This window comes from Embleya sp. NPDC008237 (assembly GCF_042956465.1).
Lineage (GTDB): Bacteria > Actinomycetota > Actinomycetes > Streptomycetales > Streptomycetaceae > Embleya.
The window spans coordinates 25,295-42,725 of sequence record NZ_JBIBGL010000039.1 but is presented as its reverse complement, the minus strand read 5'-3'; the positions used below and the strand labels follow the sequence as shown (position 1 = coordinate 42,725).

Sequence of the window (17,431 nt, the reverse complement as noted above, 5' to 3'; positions counted from 1 at the left end):
GCTTCAACGTGTGGGTCACACCGCCGGCTGCGCGAAGGGGGTATTTCGGGTGCCACCCCTTCAACAAGCACGCCATCAACGTGTTGCACGGCCTCGAGTTCGAAAACAGGTACTCATCCAGTGCACAACAGCACCTCTGGTGGGCCCGCCGAGGGGGAATCGACTCTCGACGTCGGGACGAGACCGCGTGGTAAATCCTTGGCGGATCATGGAGCCAGGTTCATAGGGTCGGTCGTGACGTCCTTCGTGCGGCACAGGAGCATCGGCCGTCCGGACACTGATCGACTTCGAGCCTTCGGGCCGCACGGCTGTCCCGGCCGAGGAGCGGTCCGCGGCGAAGCACCGCTGTGAACCTGGAAGCGGCCAGGGACGATCTCGGCGACGACCACGCACCACGGCTCACCGTGTTGGCACTGACTCGGAGAGACGATGGCGCCACCACCCCTCGGAATCCGTCTCCTCCCCGGCGTATCGGCCGATCCCGACGCCGACTTGGCGTTCGTCTCGGCCGAGGTCGTCTGGGACGAGCGCATGCGGGCACGGCGGACGGCCGGCTTCGGCGTGCCGTACAACTACGCGAATCAGCGCTATGCGGCGACTCCGATGCCCCCTCGGATCGCCGCGATCGCCGCCCGGGCCGAGGAGCATGCCGGTCATCCGTTCGACAACTGCCTGGCGAACCTGTACGAGACCGGCGACAACACGATGGGCTTCCACCAGGACTCGTACGAGGACCTCGTCCCCGGCAGCGCGATAGCGATCGTCTCGCTCGGCGCAACGCGCCGACTGGTGTTCCGCAGCCTCGATCGCGTCCACGAGAAGGAACTGGCGCTGGAACACGGCTCGTTGCTGCTCATGACGGGCGTGACGCAACGCGGTTGGAGCCATGCGGTGCCGCGTGAGCGGACGGTCGGGCGCCGCGTCAGCCTCACCTTTCGATACTTCGATCGGGCGTCGACGTCCACCCGCCGGGGTTCGCTGCACGCCCCCGAGCCCACTGCGGCATCGGACCGATACGTAGACGACGCCGGCGTTGACGGCGCCGGCGTTCGACCTCCCGGGCGGTGACCGCGCGGAGTCGGCCGAGTTGACGACCGGATGCGGCACGGCTCGCCGCCTCCGGCCGGCGCGCCCTTGCTTTACCTCGCCGTCGGTGTTCTCGCGCCGGCGGATCGTGAGCGGGCCGGCGGCGCGGCGTCGATGGTGTCGAGGAGCTCCCCGAGGCTGACGCCGCGGGGGAGCCGGGGTATTACGGAACGCTCGATGGTTCCGCTCTCGGGCGGGACCAGGCCGACCAGCACCTGGAGACCGCCAACCTGGCCTGTGGAGTGGTCGACCTTGAGGGTCCGGCGCACCCGAACCCTGACGGATCAAAGATGAAGACTCGGCACATCGACCTTCCGGACGGCACGGCTCGCGATTTTCTGCCGGGAAAGCTGCCAGAGCTGCCGGGTTGCCAAGGATGGGACATATGAAACATCTCGAATCGTGGTATGCCTCCATGTGTGACGGCGACTGGGAGCACGAGTACGGGATTCGACTCGAAACGGTCGACAATCCGGGATGGGATCTAACGGTCGACATTTCGGAAACGGATCTCGAGGGTATGGAAATTTCCCTGGAGATCCTGGAATTCCCTGGGAGTCGATGGATGTGGGTTGCTGGGGAGGTGATGCACCAGAACACCATCTACGAAGCCACCGTGACGGTTGCCCTGCACGTTGCGGCCATCCTCGACCAACCCCACCTCACCGTAGGCGACTTCGACCCCGACGCCGCAGCGCCCTCGCGCCGCCCGACCCTGGTGAGACTGCTGGAATGGCTCGGCGACACCGCCCGCGACGCGGACGACGAGTGCGTCGCCATCGGCGAACGCCGGCACGGGGAGCGGTTCCTCCACGAGTACGAGGAGATGCGCGCGTTTCGGGACCTGCGACCGGCGTTCCTCGCCGCCGTCCGGCCCTTCCTCGACGGCATCGCCTCCCGGGCCGTGGTGACCACGCTGCCCGACGGCGGCGCTCGGACCGAACAGGGCGGGCCCGGGCGCGTGTTCGACGCATTCGAGACCGCCTGGGACGGGTGGACCGCGCACGGCAACATCAACCGCTGGGACCACGGCATCACCATCCCCGAACACGAGCGGTACGTCCGGGAAGGTGATCCCGACGCCGGCCGCCACCACCTGCCCGCCCGGGTCCCCGTCCCTGCCTGAACACCCGACCGCCGATCCCGGTGGTCGCCCCACGACACTCGACCCACCGCCGCGCGGCACCTCGATCCGCCATGGCGCTCACGACGTCGCCGGCCGGTCCCACAGCAGCGCGTACTGCGGGTCGTTCGCGAAGCGCGCCGCAGCCGACCGGACCACCGCGCACGGGTACGGCGCCCGGCAACGCTCGCAGTGACCGGGCCGGACCGCATACCGCCGTCGACCGGACGAGGGCCCGGGACGACCAGGGCGCAGTGCCACTGTGCGACGGAAAAATTGGGCCAGCACCAAACCAGGAGGCCCCGGACCACGGATCGACACCGGAGACCCGAGAGGCCCACGGGACCCGGACCCACGCCTGGGGGGCCGGGAGGCCCCGTGCGCTTCACATGGGCGAGTTTCGTGTCACTTCCGCCAGAACATGTGGTGCGTCACGCCGCTCGGGCTGGGCACGACCTCCAGGTGGAAGCGGTCGAGCAGTTCGTCGGGTGACTCCCACAGTCGCAGCCCGGACCCGAGCTTTATCGGCGAGACCGCCACGTGCATGGTGTCGACGAGGTCGGCGTCGAGGAACTCCCGGATGACGGTGACCCCGCCGCCGAGCCTCACGTCCTTGCCCCCGGCCGCCTCCCGCGCCTGTTCGAGAACCGTGGCCGGGTCGCCGTCGACGAAGTGGAACGTAGTGTCGGAGAGCGCGAACGAAGGACGCCCGTGGTGGGTCATGACGAACACCGGGGTGCGGAACGGCGGCTCGTCGCCCCACCAGCCGCGCCACTGGTGATCGTGCCAGGGCCCGCGCTGCGGCCCGAACTTGTTGCGACCCATGATCTCGGCACCGATGTTACGCGGGTAGTCCCGCGTGAAAAGGTCGTCGATGCCCCGGCTGCCCCCCGGATCGGTACGCATGGGCCAGCTCGCCGTGGCACCGGCCCAGGCGAACAGCCGCTCCGGCTCGACGTGGCCGAACGGGCGCTCGAAAGTTTGATCCTCACCGGCGCCGATACCGTCCGCGGAGACGCTGAAGTTCTGCACCCTCAATAGCTGAGTCACGAGTTCCTCCCATGTTGTCGACAACGGCGATGAGACTCACCGCCGCGGATCGGCGGTGCCCGGTCGATGTGCTTCGCACGGGTTCGGCCGGGCTCGCGCGTGCTCTCACGGGTGGGTCGGAGTCGCTCTCCCGTTCTCGACACGACTCCGCGGGAAATTCCGAAGAATCTTTCGGGCCGTCCCCCACGCGCCCGGCAGCACGGCTTCTCGGCGGCACGGCGCCGATGCGTGCCGGGGTGACCGCCTGTTCGGCTCACCGATCCACGATGTGCCAGGCCGTGGCCCCGTGTCCCCGGGGCTCGGTGTCGGGCGGCAACGGTGCCGGTGCCGGGGGCGTGACGCCGTCCGCGAGCATCGTTTTGGCGCGCCGTTCGACCAGGATCGGTACGTACGTCCGGATCGGGGCGTCCCTCAGCGCGTCCTGGGCCGCCTCGACGAGCGCGTCGACGGTGGCCGGATCCACGGAGGGGAAGGCGCATTTCAACCGGGCCGCCGCATGCCGGATTGCTGCCTGCTCATCCTGCCGGACGTTCATTCGAAAATCCTCGAGGACGTCACCGACGGGGTGCCGGGGGCTGCGGCAGTTCCGGTGTGCACCGGCCACGGAGTCGATCGGCCCCGTCTCCATGGGAACTCGCCCGACTCGCGGCGTCCAGTCGAGGCGGTCCGTCGGGCGCCGCCTCCGGCCGCTTTCGGGACCGAGACCGGCCGCCTGCGTCCGGCCCGCTGCGTCGTCGACGACCGGTGGCCGCTGCGACGGGCCGCGGAACGCTTCCAGGTGTCGGTGACCACCGCCGCCCGATGGGCCGCCCGCTACCGCGAGTCCGGCGAGGCCGGGATGGTCGACCGCTCCTCGCGGCCGCACCACAGCCCGCGCAGGACGCCGACCCGGACCGAGCGCCGGATCGTGAAGGTCCGCGTGCTCCGCCGCTGGGGCCCGGCCCGGATCGCCCACCTCCTCGGCCTGAACCCGGCCACCGTGCACCGCGTCCTCACCCGCTACCGCCTCGCCCGCCTCACCCACCTCGACCGGGCCACCGGGCGGGTGATCCGCCGCTACGAACACCCCGCAGCCGGCGACCTGATCCACGTCGACATCAAGAAACTCGGCAACATCCCCGACGGCGGCGGCCACAAGGCCCTCGGCCGCGCCGCCGGACGCAAGAACCGCGCGAACGCCGGATACGGCTACATTCACAACGCCGTCGACGACCACTCCCGCCTCGCCTACAGCGAAATCCTCACCGACGAGAAGAAGGAGACCGCCGTTGCGTTCTGGGGACGGGCGCACGCCTACCTCGCCTCCCGCGGCATCACGGTCCGGCGCGTCCCGACCGACAACGGCTCCTGCTACAAGTCCCACGACCGGCGCGACACCCTTGCCGGACAAGGGATCTCACACAAGCGCACGCGCCCGTACCGACCGCAGACCAACGGCAAGGTCGAGCGGTTCAACCGCACCCTCCTCGACGAATGGGCCTACGCCAAGCCCTACCGCACCGAGACCGAACGACGCGACGCCTTCCCGACCTGGCTGCACTCCTACAATCACCACCGCGGACACACCGCACTCAAGGGCCACCCACCCGCCAGCCGCGTCACCAACCTCACGGGTGAATACACCCAGGTCGCTGGGATTCAAGGCCCTATGCCCCGTCACGGCCAGCGACCACGAGACCAGGCCCGAGCACTCCGAGAGCATGATCCGGCTCGCCATAATTTCAATCTCGCGAAACGGACAATCGGAAAAAACGCCATAATCTTTCACGATCCCTGGATTATTACTCGGGCGAGCGAGACGTCCTCACGGCCTGTTCGCCGAATCTTTCGCCCCGAGGGTGTCGACGCATTCCCCGCTGTCCCCCCGAGGGGTCGCGATACCGGGCGGTCGCGAAAAGCGTGCGATGGCCCCACGCCGTTGCTCCGGGCGGCCGATCACGATCCTGCGCCCTGTACGAAAACGCCCGGTGGCGCGGGCGCCGGCCGGTATCGGCCGAGTCGTCCCCCACCACCGGGCGAGTAAAGCGGCACCGTCTCGAAGCGTCGACATCTGCACATCCCGACGCGTCGACTCGGTGTGTCGACCATCTCAAGCTCGGTTGATTCGCGCTTGGTTGACTCGAGCTTGGTTGACTCCCGCTCGGCTAACTCAGGCTCAGCGTGAGCGCCGCCGAGTAGGTCCCGGGACGTACGAACGCCGGGGTCGTCAACGTCAGGGCGGCGTCCGCCGAAACGCTGCCGCCCGTGGCCCGACCCGCGACCGGCGTCTGCACGCACAACTGGGCCTGGGTCGCGCCGAGCGGCCCCGGAGTACCGGGGGTGACCGTTTTGGGCGTGCCATCGACCGCCACGCACGCGGGGGTCCAGGCCACGCTCCCGGCCGGGAGCTTGTCGGTGCCGTTCTCGGCCGTCAGCTCCGACATCGTGCCGGTCAGTGACCACCCGAGGTCGGTCCCTCGGGCATCGACCACGGTGACCCGGTTGAGCGCGGCGTTCAGGCGCAGCGGTTTGCCGTCGATCGTCGCGCTGCCGAAGTCGATCCGGCCGCCGGCCTGGGACATCGTCAGGCCGCCGGGCTTGATCTGCCCACTGACCGACTGGGTCAGCCCAGCCGGGCCCTCGCCCACCGTGTACGGCGTCCGCATGCCGATCGCGGGGTTGCCGAATTCGTACGCCGCGACCGCGGCGGTGGTCGCGGCGGTCACCGTGAACGTCGCGGTGAACGAGCCGTTCGCGTCCGCGGTGGTGGTCACGGCGTCCTCCGTCGGCGCCCCGGGCTCGTCCTGGGGCTGGACGGTGATCTGGGCGTTCGGCGAGAACGCGGTACCGGTGACGGTCACCCGGGTGCCGACCGGACCGGTGTTCGGGCTCAGCACGAGCCCCCGCCCGCCGACCGGTACGGACACGACGGTCAACGGCGCCTCCAGGGCCACCGATCCCGACGTGACCTTCAGGAGCGCCGCCGTACTGGGAACCGCGCCGGCGACGTGCACCCACCCCGACAGCACGCCGTCCACGACCTTGACGTCACTCGCGGCGATGGTCGAGTAGCCGTTGTCGCAGAATCCGCCGAACTCGGGGAAGCACATGGTCAACCCCACCGGACCGGCCGGCCAGTGCGCGCCCGACAGCGTGACCCGGGAGTTCGAGTCGACGGTGCTCGGTGTCGCGGTCAGCGTGGGCGCCTGACTGCCCTGCTCGACCGTGTACGACGCGACCACGCCGTTGCCGGAGATCGGCACGCACGTCGCCGTCGCGAGCAGGTTTCCGCCGACGATGGTCTGCACCACGATCGACTTCAGGGTGAGGTCCACCGTGGACCCGGCCGCCGCGCCGACGATCGTCGTAGGCACGGTGAACGGTGGCGGCACGATGGGCGTGTTCACCTCGATCGGCGTTTCGAACGACGGTGGCGCCACCGAGAGGTCCCCGGTCGTGCCGCCGGACATGGCGAACGTGTAGACGGACTTGATCGTCGCGAGCGGAATCGGGATCGGGCTGGTCGCCGGACTCCCGCCCGCCACGACGTGCATCGAGGTGGCACCGTCACCGTGCGTCGGGTCCAGGGTCACCTCGAACTGCTGCTGCCCCTCCGGGGCGCCGACCGGGGTCGTACACCGCATGACCGGGGTTACGGTGCCCGCGCCCGCCGACGGCGCGAGGGCGACCAGACCGCCGCCGAGGGCCAGGGCGGCCGCCGCCACCGAGGCGGCCCAGCGATGGCGGGTCAATCTTCGGGATAACCGTTTTGACACGTTGCTCCTTCGTGTGGACGGCCGGTGCGGACGGCCTGTTCGGAGCCCGTCGGAAACGAAAGGCGTAGCGAACCATTCGCACATTTGGATCATCCGTAGTCAAGAGCGAGACGGGACCCGATTCATTCGACACGTGTCACCATGATCGGGAAATACCCGGGAAACCGAATATTCTTTGCCGATGTGACTGGTCGTGAATTGCGATCATGAATCTCCCATCGTGGATTTCGCCGGCGGAGAATTGCGTTCCGATCGTGCTTGACGAAATCCGAGACTTCGGATTCACTCCAAATGCGCCGACAGGAACTTCCGCAGTATCTGTCGAAAGGGGCACCTTCCATGTCACGATCCACAGCCCTCGCGGCCGGCGCCGCCGTCTTCGCCGGTGCCATGGCCGCGACAGTCGCACTCAGCGGCACGGCCACGGCCGGCGGCCCGTCCACCGCGAAGTACGACTGTGTGACCTCGATCGGGGTCAGCTACACCGGCAAGACCGCGACGTTCACCACCAACGCGTCGCACCAGCTCTCGGCCACCATCGCGCTCGCGCCGCTGATCACCATCAACAACGGCGACCTCGCGATCACCGCCAACCTCGGGGGACCGAGCGGCACGGTCACCTTCAGCGGCACCGCCGGCACGTCCGGCCCCTTCGGTCCGGTCAACCTGGGTCCGCTGAACAAGACGGCGGGCACGATCTCCGCCGGTCAGGCCATGACCGTGATCCAGTCGGCCAGTCCGCCCAGCGCCACGAACTGGTCGGTCAAGATGCACCACAATCCCAACAACGTCGACATCTGGTGTGTCGGCAAGAGTGCGTTCAGCCCGGCTTTGACCTACTGATCCATCAGCCCCGCCCACGGCGCGGCGGGGGGATCGACAGCCAGGGGTTCGACGCCGCTTCGATCGTCACATTTGGGCCGGCCAGGCCCGAGGTGCCGTCGAACCCCGGTGCGCGCGACTTCGCGACCTCGCGACCTCGCGCCAGCCGGGAACTTGCGCGCCATGACGGGGAATTCGGATTCGGCTGTCCGTCGACCGGACCGTTCGGTGTCGGGACAACGCACTCGCCGAGTCGTTCTTCGCCACTCCGGGAATCGCGTCCAAGCCGAGTAGGCCGCCCGCTGCACCGTTCCTGACCGGGGAATACGCCGAAGTCCTGCCGGAGCGGCAATGCTCCGGCAGGACTTCGGGTCGGCCCCGGGAGCACCTGCCTCGAAACCGCACACGACCTCGCCGTTCTCGGCGTGGATCAGATACGCGGCGGGGTTGCAGTCGCCGTACACGAGTACCGCCTCGGTGCCGGCGGAGACCGCGTCCAGGACTCCGTCCTCGAATCCGCGGTTCCCGGTGGTTTCCACGGCGTACGCCCATCCGCGGGAGGTGCCGGCCCGGATGGTCTCGACGCCGGTGTCGAAGTAGGTCTCGGTGGCGTCGACGAGCCCCATCGGCGCGGCCGTGCCGGGGTCGCAGCCCATGCGGGTGAGCAACTCCAGAGGTTCCAGGCCCCGGGCGAACGTGACGCAGTAGTCGGTTCCGAACTCGTGGGCCTCGCGCAGCCACGCGATACCGTCCCGGGCACTCATGTCCCCACCCTGGAGCCGGTGTCCGACACCCGCCGGGCCTCGGGCACACCGGGGCGACGCGGTCCGACGTCGCGGACATGATGGGCCCGTTCCGGATGGATCACGCGAGGAGTACCCGATGGCCGTGCCGACGATCAGTCCCGAGGAGCGCAGCGCCGCGCTCGCCAAGGCCGCCGCCGTCCGCAGGGAACGAGCCGCGGTGAAGGCGGCACTCAAGAGCGGCCGGCTGTCCCTGGGCGAGGTGTTGGCCACCGACACCCTCGCCGTGGGCAAGATGCCGGTCCGGGTCCTGCTCGAATCCCTCCCGGCCATCGGGAAGGCACGCGCCGCCGAACTTCTCGTCGAGTCGGCTATCTCCGAGAACCGCCGAGTCCGCGGCCTGGGCGTCCAACAGCGCGAGCGGCTTCCGGAGCGCTGCGCACCTCGGTCATGGCCTGCGGACGCGAGGTGCCAACGCCCCACTTCGACGGCTCCGACGAACCCCTGACCGGTCCCGTGGGTGGCCGGGTGCGGTTCACCCGCACCATCCGCGAACGCAAGCACTCGCTCACCGGCGTCGCGCGAACGCTTTGCACCTGGAGCCGCCCGTACCCCGGCTGAGTCCACCGTGCCCAACGACCTGCGCGCCGCAGGCGACTCTCACACCGGAGCCGCAGCGCCACCCATCGACCCGCCCATAGTCGTTGGCGTACAGCAGCCCGGCAAGGCAGAGTTCGACACCGATCGTCACCGCCGACTGCGGTGTCGGACGCGTTCGTCTGGCTTCGGCTCTACCTCGCCGAGCTCGGCGCCCCGCTCCACCCCACCGACAGGGTCTGGCAGACCCTGAGCCGCCGCGACCATGACAGCGGGTTGCGCCGGCATCCACTGAACTACGAGGCGCTGCGGGCAGTGTTCCGACGGGCCAACGCGCTGCTCGGCGCGAATTGGTCGATGCACGACCTGCGGCACACCGCTGCACTTCGTATGGCCCGGGACGAGGCGCTTTCGCTCAGGGACGTCCAAGAGATCCTCGGCCACGCACCGACCTGTCGACCACGGAGATCTACCTGGTCGAGGACGAAGCCGCCGTGATCCGTCGGGTCCAGCATCACCTCGCCGAATGTGAACGGCGTGCCCACCAGCCTCCTTCACCCGTTGCGATCGGCTACGAACCCACCGACCTTGAGGTGTTGTTCGGAGGGAGCCTGTGACCGCCGATCAGCTCGACCTTCAGCCTGCGGGGCCGGCCGGCACACGGCGACCGCACACCTTCAAGCGGCACGATCACCTTCTCGAGACGGCCGCATGGGTCGGCGAGCGGGACAGCTGGTCGATCGACCGGATCCTTGGGCTGTTCCCGTCGCTGCCGAACCGGCCGGATGAGACCCGCTACCGGAACTGGGACTACCACCGAAAGCGCCGACAGATCCTTGACGGAGCTCGCGCCATCCTGGAATGGCTGCTCACGCACCCAGGCGCCGGGGCAGGATCGGTGGGTCGCCTCCGGAGCCGACAGCGGCCTCGCCTGGACCGCAAGCGTTCCCGATACCGACGGAGCTGCGGGCTTGGTGCCGCGCGCTGATGTGATCGGCGGCCTGGGCAGCCTCCTGCTCTGCCGCGTGGTCGCCCCCAGCTACGACTTCATGGCCTGCTACCGGGCCTTCCGGCTGTTCACCTACGCGCAGCAGGTGTTCCGGCCCGATCTGTTCAACGCCATGACGACCGCCGCGACCGCACAGGGAGTGAAGGGCCGAGCCCTGGCCGGGGCTCTCACGCGAGTGTGCCCGGTGACGACGAGCCCGCCCCTCACCACGTACACCCTGCCGACCGCCTGGGAACGCGGGTCGATGCGGATCGTCCCGCCCCGGGACCGACTCGCCCTGGGAACGGTGACCTGGTTCTGCAACGACTGCGGCGAGAACGCCTCCATCAGCACCCGCAGCCCGGCCGAGGCCGCCTCCCTCGCCGCCGAATGGCACGCACACACCTGCGCGGCCCTGCCCGAGCACTGGATGACCGCACCCGCGGAGATGCCCTGCGACCTGTGCAAGGCCCACACCCGGGCACGGTCCCCGCGCGGACGACCGTGCCACCCCGTCTGCGCCGAACGCCGAACGGGCCGACGCACGACCACGACTGCCGAGCCCGCGCGCGGCAGTTCGCGAGCCGGACCGCACACCCGCCCTCCGTCCCTCCGCACGTGGTGATCCCCGATTCGGAATCCCGCGAGAGCCCGATAGGCAACCCCTACTCCAAAGGGCCCTCGCATGCGCACCTCGCATGCGAGGGCCCTTCTTTGTTCTGCGGCACGGCGGCACGCCCGTCCGGATCACTCCCTCGCAGAGCCACCGCACCCGCACCGCGTCTCCGGCCAGTCCCGCCGGCCGTCTCCGTCCCGCCCCGACCGGCCGCCCCGCCGCGCACGGGCTTGCCCCTGACCCGCACGTCAGGGTTTAGCGTCGCCACGGCGTCACGGCGGAGCGGCCGTGCCGCGGCATCGAACGACGGCCAAAGTCGAGGAGTCCGCGATGAGTACACCCCTGCCCCGCACCACACGTGCAGTCCGCCTCGCCGTACGCCCACCGGGGCTGCCGACGGCCGCCGACCTCCAGGTCGTCGAAGTGCCGATCTCGGAGTCCGGCCCCGGTGAAATCCTCGTCAGGAACCGATACTTCCTGGTTTTCCCGGGGCTGCGGACCCTCATGGGTGACGAGACCGACGGCGTCCCCCTGCCGCCGCTGCGTGCGGGCGACACGCTGTTCGGCCCGGCGGTCGGCGAGGTCGTCGCGGCGGGCGAGGGAGCGTCGGCGCGGCCGGGTGAGACCGTCGTCCACCTTGCGGGCTGGCGCGAGTTCGCGCTGCTGCCCGCCGATGGATACACCGTCGCGGGCGACAGGCTCCCGGACCCGGTGGCGCACCTGTCGACGGGGTCGGCGGCATACGGTGCGCTCACGCGACTCGCTCCCGTGCGCGACGGCGAAACCGTCTTCGTCACCGGCGCGGCGGGAGCGACGGGGGTGCTGGCCGGGCAGATTGCCCGGCTGTCGGGCGCGGGTCGCGTGATCGGCAGCACCGGTTCGGCGGTGAAGGCCGAGCGGCTGCGGGCGGAGTTCGGCTACGACGCGGTCGTGGTGCGCGGGCGGGCTCCGATCGGCGAGCAACTCGCGAAGGCGGCGCCCGAGGGAGTGGACGTCGTCGTCGACACCGTCGGCGGCGAGCAGCTGACGGCCGCGGTCGCCGCAGCCCGTCCCGGCGCACGCTTCGCCCTGCTCGGTGCGCTGTCCGGGCAGCTGTCCGCGGACCGTGCGGGCGGCAGCGCGCCGGCGGAGATCGACACGTATCGGCTCGTCGTCCGAGGGGTCTCGGTGCGCGGATACCGCGGCGCCGACCACCCGGACGTGCCCGCCGAGTGGGAGGAGCGGTTCGGTGCCTGGTTGCGGGACGGCCGGATCCGCTTCCCCTGCGTTCGGGTGCGGGGCATCGACCGTGCGCCGGCGGCGTTGCAGGAACTGCTGGAAGGGCGGCACTTCGGCACGGTCGTGGTGGAGCCCTGACGACGGGGACGAGACGGGTGGGACATGAGGATCGGGGACGCGGCCGCAGCGGCCGGCACGACGCCCAGGGCGCTGCGCTTCTACGAGCAGCGCGGCCTGCTTCCCGCGCCCGCCCGCAGTGCGTCGGGGCAGCGCGAGTACGAGCCGATCGACGTCGCTCGCGTCCGCGTCGTCCGGGACCTGCTGCGGCTCGGGCTCACCGTGGAGGACGTGCGCGGCTTCGCGTCTCGCCTGGACCTGCTGGCGGACGACACGGCGCCGCGCTGTGGGGACGCAGACGCGGCAGACGCCGCTCCCGACGGACTCCCCGGCGCGGAATCCCCCGCATCGGTGGCGGTCGCGCGCAGACTTGCCGCGCTCGACGCAGAGATCGACCGGCTGACCCGCCTGCGCGATCGCCTCGCCCGCGCCGCAATGCGTTCACCGCGGAGCATGCGGGACACTTCGCTGCGCCCGTAGGGCTCGTGCGGGGATCGCCCTGGGCCGGTGCCCGGTCCAGGGCGGCGAGTGATGCCCACCCGCTGACGGACGAGCGCGCCGTACTCGTCGACCCGCGCATCTGACCGGCACGAGGCCACCGTCGCCGGCAGCCGGGTCACCCGTTGTCCCGCGCGGTCCCGCAGGATGCGCAGAACGGTTTTCCCGCGTTGGGCGCTCCGCAGGGCCCACACATCCGAAGACGTGGCACGTCGGTCGATTTCGGGACGGCGAGCGGTCAAGGCTTCGCGGTCTCCTCCACCTCGGGATGCATGTCGTCGGCGCCCGGATACCCCGCGTTCGCGGTGGGGGCCTGGGTCGTTGGCGGCGGCGCGCCGCCGAGTGATTCGACGGCCGACTCCAGCACGTCGCATGCCTTCGCGTAGTGGCCGCGCTCGCGCATGAGCCTGGCGAAGGCCAACGACACCTGGGCTAGCACGTCGCGGGGGTGACTGTCGTCGAGGTTCACGTACGCCTCCCGGAGAACCTCCTCGGCCTCGTCGACCTGGCCGAGTTCGTTGAACAGCTGCGACAGGTGCAGGTGCAGATGGAGATCGTCGGGTGGCTTGTCGGTGTCCCGGGCGCTCCACAGGAGAGTCAGGATCTCGGCGGCCTCGCGGTTGTGGCCGGTCGCGCCCAGCACATCGGCCAGACGCGTGCCGACGTCCCATGCGCTCGCGGCCACGTCCGCCGCCGACATGGCGTTCTTCCGGGGCGCCCGGCGGGCACGGTTCCACACCAGCGGCAACAGGCCTGCGGTGTTGTGATTGCACCGCTGCGGAGGGGGACGGTTGCGGGCACGCAGTCGCCGGTCGAGGTGCGTGTAGAGGGTTTCGAGGTCGATCAGGTCCGGCCCGTCGGGGATTCCGTCGTGCACGATCGAGAGCAACTCGCCGGTGAACGCGGTGTGTACCTCTCCGGCGGGTGAGAGGGAGACGGCGTCGTGGGCTGACGACGTCAGGACATACGTGCCTTCGACGTCCGCGCGCCGGGCGAGGTCGACGTCGTTCGCGCCCATCAACGGGTGTGCTGCTCGGCCGCTGTAGCAGCAGTCGAGGATGACGATCCGGCGCCTTGCGGGGCTGCGCAACACGGCTTGGCGGATGTAGTAGTAGGACAGGGCCGTGTACCCGCGGAACTCCCGCGAATGCCGCAGCGCGAGGTGGAGATCGATGTTGTCGGCGTCCAGGAGTCCGTGGCCCGCGTAATACACCACGAGCGTGTCCTTCGCTTCGCGCGCCGCCTCCTCCACCCCGTCGACGACGTCGGCCGCCCGCTCGGGGTCCGCGATGATCCGGCACGACGCATCCGCCAGTCCCCACAGTTCCGCGTCGCACAGCATCGTGCGCATCGCGACCAGGTTCCGTGTCACCGCCGTGAGTTCGGGCAGGCTGGCGTACCCGGCGGTGCCGATCAGGACCGCGCGGGACGCCGCGGGGTCTGGGGGTTGCTGCACCCGGTTCTCCCCGTCCTTGTCGTGAATGCCGGATGGTTACGGGTTCCCGGTGGGCTTCCTTCGGCGTGTCATTGATCCAGGACGGCGATGATGCGCCGGACATCGTCGTCGTCGGCACCCCGCAGGACGACGGACACCTCGCCGCGCCTGAGTTCCACGGACGGCGGTTCGACCCGACTTCTGCGCCAGGTCGCCACCGCGAGCGCCAGGTTGGCGATCCCGAGGCCCCCGTCGATGCCGAGCTGGATGAGGTCCAGACCCGGCCCCATCTCGCCGTCCCCGATCGGACGCGACGAGGCGAGCTCGGGACCCGTCGACGCGAGCCGCTCATCGGCCAGCAACCACGCGTACAGAGCGCGGAGTTCGCCCTCCCGATCCGGGTGGTCGACGATGATCTCAAGGTACATCCGATGTTCCCCCATCCGGCAAGGTCAGAGTCCGGGCTCCCGTCGGGTACGGGACCCGGATACCGCGGTGCGTGTGGCTTCTGTCAGTGCAGTCGTTTCCGTCTGTTCGACGACGCGGCGCAACAGCGCACCGGCGCGGTCGTGTTCTCCGAGGGCGCCCAGGCACCACGCCACCCAGAAGCGGCCGGCCAGTGTCAGGGGATGGTCGGCGCCCAGGAGTGTGGCACGCAGCTCGGCGATGTCCTCGTGCAACCTCAGCGCGGGCAACAGTTCGCCCCGCTTCGCCAGGGCAACCGCTTCGTGGAAGCGACTGTCGATGCGCTCCATGGAAGGTCGTCGAGGAAGCCGTGAGGTGGAGTGCGGCGACGGGCCCGCCTCCGCGTGCCCGGCCTCGTCCAGTAGTGCGTGACTGAGCGCGGGTGTGGCCCACCAAGGTCTCTCGACGACCCCCAACTCGGCGACGGACCGATTGTTGCCGCCCGCCACGGCCAGACCTGCCGACCCCGGGAAGGTGCGTGGCGTGGAGGACGTGCGGTCGACGGCGGGGGATTCGCCCGCCGGGATCGGCGTGGTGTGTTTGATGTCCACGAGCAGGCCCTGAAGCGGGATTTCGTCGGACCACTCGGCGAAGGCGGACGCGCATGCGCTCGCGGACGGCCGCCGGGTCGGGTCGCGCTCCAGCATCCGGCCCACCAACCCCACGAGCGCCTGCGGGATGCCCGGAACGTCCGCGGGAGTCAGAGGAGCGATGTCCCGGAGGAACTTGGCCATCAGGACGCGGGCGATGTTGCCTCCGTCGAACTCCTCGGGCAGGCGCCCCCTGAGCATCCGGTAGACGACGCAGCCGAGCGCGTAGACATCCATGCCGGCGCCGATGTCGTACCCGGCGATCATCTCCGGCGCCATGTACAGGGGTGTGCCGATCAGGTGGCCGCTGGCGGTACGGTTGCGTGCGACCACGGAGTCCACGGCGATGCCGAAGTCCAGGAGCACCACCCTGCCGCTGCGGCACAGGACGACGTTGCTCGGCTTGACGTCGCAGTGCACGATTCCGGCCCGGTGGGCGACGTCGAGGGCGGTGCCCAGCGCCACGCCGATTGCGCAGCTTTGGCCGATGTCGAGACGGTGTCGGCGCAGGACGTGGTCGAGCGACTCGCCGTCCAGCAGTTCCATGACGAGGAACGGTTCGCCGTCCTCATGGAGAATGTCGAGCATCCGCACGATGTTGGGGTGTTCGAGTCGCGCCGCGAAGCGATACTCCGACCGCGCGCGGCTGTCGCGCAGGTCGTCGATGCCGTCCACGACCCGTCCGATCTTGACTGCGACCTCGCGGTCCAGCATTGTGTCGCGGCCCGCCCATACGCTCCCGGCGGCGCCCGAACCAATTCGCGTCTCCAACCGGTACCTACCGGCGACTGTGCGCATTCCCACCCCCGAACGCTGCATCAAGCCTGGACCACCGCGAATCAACCGGCAAGCAGGAGACCGCTATCGACCGTCGCCTGCCAAGGCCAGCGAGGCCCTTTCCGAGGAACGAAATCGGGCCGCCGCAGGAGCGCACGACTGGAACGGCGGGCAGGCGTCGCCGAGGAGGTGGGGTCATTTTCGAACCCGTCGGCCCGGCGCACCGACGCGGCGCCGGGCCGCGTCACCCGCGTGTCCGACGAACTTGACGGCCGTAAAGTCCGCAGTTCGAGGGCCGCCGGAAATCCTCGGCTCGCGCGGGCCCACGCTCCGGAGTGGTGACGGGACCGGAAACTCGCTCATTACTTGACGCTGTCGGAGATTTCTAAGGGTGGTCTTGTTACCGCTGGTCGCGCCGTGTCGCTGCGGCTCCGAGAAGCGGGGTCCTCGGTCGGATATCCGCGCGACGTCGGCCCGACGGCTATGGCAGCCTGCGGACATGTCGGCAGAGCTGAGAGAACACGCGGGCCGTTACTACGCCGTCCTGTCCTTCTACGCGGGACCCGACGATGCCTGGACCCTGGAGCTGAGCGAGGCCGTGCCGGCGCCGGCGGCGTGGGCCGAGATCCCCGGTGGACCGACTCATACGCACGGGGTCGGCTTTCTGGCCGCGTTCGTCCCCGACGAGGATCCGACCTTGGAGCCGACCGTTCACATCCACAGCCATGACGAGCACGTCATCCCGTTCGAGATCATGCGCTGGTTCATGGAGCAGGTCACCGAGCAGGTCGAACGCTGCCGGGACGTCTACGCGCAGGAGAATCGTGAAGCAGTGGAATGATCTTGGCGTGGCGTGTGACCACGGCGTCGGAGTCGTCTTCGACGGCCCCGTTGACCGGCCCAGCCCGCGCGAGTTCCACAAGCTGGTGACGATGCTCCGCCGCGAAGGTGCCGACACCGTGCGGTCGGGTAAGCCCCGGAGGCCTGCATGGGAAGACCGCGTCATGCTGATCGCGGTTGGACGGCGGCGCGGGGGTGGCGACGTCGGTCATGAGGCCGGCCGCCCCCTTCTCGCAGGTCTGGGTGACGTGTGCGGCGAAGCCCTACCGGCGGGTCGTTCCGGCCCGTGGCGGGCGATCGGGTCGTAAGGCGAGACGATCGCCGGGTAGGTCCCTCTCCGCCGGGATGCGCCATCGCACCGTGCTGCGGCGGCCGATGAAGGAGTTCGGAGGAAGAGCTGCCGCAACGTCCGGACTTGCGGGCCGTCCCACAGCCGCTGCGGGTGGATGCGGACGAAGCACAGCAGGCGGTGGAGTGGCCGTCGGTCTCCGCGCGTTCCTGGCGCGGGCACTCGGTCCTCGGTGACGATGTCGACCGGCTCGTGCGGGGCCGGCGGGCGTACTCGTCCAGGGCGGCGAACATCGCCGTGGTGACCGGTTCCACGGCGGATTCAGGTCCCGCTTCGCGGCCAGGATGCGGATGGAGTCGGTGGCAACACTCTGGTTCCCGGGCAAAGTCGAGCTCTCGGTTACGAAGCCGAGCCGGTGACCT

Annotated in this window: 16 protein-coding genes and 2 pseudogenes; 11 read left to right on the top strand and 7 right to left on the bottom strand. The window is 69.8% G+C overall.

Annotation, left to right across the window (positions count from 1 at the left end):
- Nucleotides 1-429: 429 nt before the first annotated feature.
- Nucleotides 430-1,068: an alpha-ketoglutarate-dependent dioxygenase AlkB gene (locus tag ACFZBU_RS47395; protein WP_391590048.1), complete on the top strand. Its 639-nt coding sequence runs from the start codon at nucleotides 430-432 to the stop codon at nucleotides 1,066-1,068.
- A gap of 394 nt (nucleotides 1,069-1,462) precedes the next feature.
- Nucleotides 1,463-2,212, top strand: a complete 750-nt coding sequence (locus ACFZBU_RS47390; RefSeq protein ID WP_391590047.1) for an Imm53 family immunity protein — start codon at nucleotides 1,463-1,465, stop codon at nucleotides 2,210-2,212.
- Nucleotides 2,213-2,614: 402 nt separating this feature from the next.
- Here ACFZBU_RS47390 and ACFZBU_RS47385 read toward each other — a convergent pair whose 3' ends face one another.
- Both ACFZBU_RS47385 and ACFZBU_RS47380 read right to left on the bottom strand, forming a co-directional pair.
- Entirely contained in the window at nucleotides 2,615-3,259 is a 645-nt protein-coding gene (locus ACFZBU_RS47385; RefSeq protein ID WP_391590046.1) for a dihydrofolate reductase family protein, read from the bottom strand.
- Between the two features lie 253 nt (nucleotides 3,260-3,512).
- A complete protein-coding gene (locus tag ACFZBU_RS47380; protein WP_391590045.1) occupies nucleotides 3,513-3,794 on the bottom strand; it encodes a three-helix bundle dimerization domain-containing protein in 282 nt (93 codons plus the stop codon).
- A gap of 177 nt (nucleotides 3,795-3,971) precedes the next feature.
- Here ACFZBU_RS47380 and ACFZBU_RS47375 point away from each other — a divergent pair.
- Nucleotides 3,972-4,883 (top strand): annotated as a pseudogene (locus tag ACFZBU_RS47375) (IS481 family transposase); the annotation flags it as partial.
- 520 nt (nucleotides 4,884-5,403) lie between these two features.
- On the opposite strand, the gene ACFZBU_RS47370 reads toward ACFZBU_RS47375, so the two are convergent.
- A complete protein-coding gene (locus ACFZBU_RS47370; protein WP_391590044.1) occupies nucleotides 5,404-6,990 on the bottom strand; it encodes a hypothetical protein in 1,587 nt (528 codons plus the stop codon).
- Between the two features lie 363 nt (nucleotides 6,991-7,353).
- Between ACFZBU_RS47370 and ACFZBU_RS47365 the strand changes: the two genes are divergently transcribed.
- Nucleotides 7,354-7,857, top strand: a complete 504-nt coding sequence (locus ACFZBU_RS47365; RefSeq protein ID WP_391590043.1) for a hypothetical protein — start codon at nucleotides 7,354-7,356, stop codon at nucleotides 7,855-7,857.
- On the opposite strand, the gene ACFZBU_RS47360 is transcribed toward ACFZBU_RS47365, so the two are convergent.
- Nucleotides 7,851-8,600 carry a DUF6461 domain-containing protein gene (locus tag ACFZBU_RS47360; RefSeq protein WP_391590042.1) on the bottom strand — a complete coding sequence of 250 codons (750 nt, stop codon included), beginning with the start codon at nucleotides 8,598-8,600 and terminating at the stop codon, nucleotides 7,851-7,853. The genes ACFZBU_RS47365 and ACFZBU_RS47360 overlap by 7 nt on opposite strands.
- 118 nt (nucleotides 8,601-8,718) lie before the next feature.
- On the opposite strand from ACFZBU_RS47360, the gene mihF reads away from it, so the two are divergent.
- From mihF to ACFZBU_RS47335, 5 genes are all read left to right on the top strand, one after another.
- Nucleotides 8,719-9,087: an integration host factor, actinobacterial type gene (gene mihF / locus ACFZBU_RS47355; protein ID WP_391590041.1), complete on the top strand. Its 369-nt coding sequence runs from the start codon at nucleotides 8,719-8,721 to the stop codon at nucleotides 9,085-9,087.
- Between the two features lie 254 nt (nucleotides 9,088-9,341).
- Nucleotides 9,342-9,674 carry a tyrosine-type recombinase/integrase gene (locus ACFZBU_RS47350; protein WP_391590040.1) on the top strand — a complete coding sequence of 111 codons (333 nt, stop codon included), beginning with the start codon at nucleotides 9,342-9,344 and terminating at the stop codon, nucleotides 9,672-9,674.
- A gap of 476 nt (nucleotides 9,675-10,150) precedes the next feature.
- Nucleotides 10,151-10,789, top strand: a complete 639-nt coding sequence (locus ACFZBU_RS47345; RefSeq protein WP_391590039.1) for a hypothetical protein — start codon at nucleotides 10,151-10,153, stop codon at nucleotides 10,787-10,789.
- A 321-nt stretch (nucleotides 10,790-11,110) separates the two neighbouring features.
- Nucleotides 11,111-12,136 (top strand): MDR family NADP-dependent oxidoreductase, encoded by a 1,026-nt coding sequence (locus tag ACFZBU_RS47340; protein WP_391590038.1) that lies wholly within the window; start codon nucleotides 11,111-11,113, stop codon nucleotides 12,134-12,136.
- Nucleotides 12,137-12,160: 24 nt separating this feature from the next.
- The gene (locus tag ACFZBU_RS47335) at nucleotides 12,161-12,595 is read left to right on the top strand and encodes a MerR family transcriptional regulator (protein ID WP_391590037.1); all 435 of its coding nucleotides are present in this window, start codon (nucleotides 12,161-12,163) and stop codon (nucleotides 12,593-12,595) included.
- Between the two features lie 256 nt (nucleotides 12,596-12,851).
- On the opposite strand, the gene ACFZBU_RS47330 is transcribed toward ACFZBU_RS47335, so the two are convergent.
- From ACFZBU_RS47330 to ACFZBU_RS47320, 3 genes are all read right to left on the bottom strand, one after another.
- Nucleotides 12,852-14,069 carry a caspase family protein gene (locus ACFZBU_RS47330; RefSeq protein ID WP_391590036.1) on the bottom strand — a complete coding sequence of 406 codons (1,218 nt, stop codon included), beginning with the start codon at nucleotides 14,067-14,069 and terminating at the stop codon, nucleotides 12,852-12,854.
- 68 nt (nucleotides 14,070-14,137) lie between these two features.
- Entirely contained in the window at nucleotides 14,138-14,476 is a 339-nt protein-coding gene (locus ACFZBU_RS47325; protein WP_391590035.1) for a hypothetical protein, read from the bottom strand.
- 24 nt (nucleotides 14,477-14,500) lie between these two features.
- Nucleotides 14,501-15,901 (bottom strand): protein kinase, encoded by a 1,401-nt coding sequence (locus ACFZBU_RS47320; RefSeq protein ID WP_391590034.1) that lies wholly within the window; start codon nucleotides 15,899-15,901, stop codon nucleotides 14,501-14,503.
- Between the two features lie 478 nt (nucleotides 15,902-16,379).
- Between ACFZBU_RS47320 and ACFZBU_RS47315 the strand changes: the two genes are divergently transcribed.
- Nucleotides 16,380-16,721 (top strand): hypothetical protein, encoded by a 342-nt coding sequence (locus tag ACFZBU_RS47315; protein ID WP_391590033.1) that lies wholly within the window; start codon nucleotides 16,380-16,382, stop codon nucleotides 16,719-16,721.
- A pseudogene (locus ACFZBU_RS47310) lies at nucleotides 16,718-16,896 on the top strand (IS5/IS1182 family transposase); the annotation flags it as partial. The gene ACFZBU_RS47315 and the pseudogene ACFZBU_RS47310, both read left to right, overlap by 4 nt.
- Between the last annotated feature and the right edge of the window lie 535 nt (nucleotides 16,897-17,431).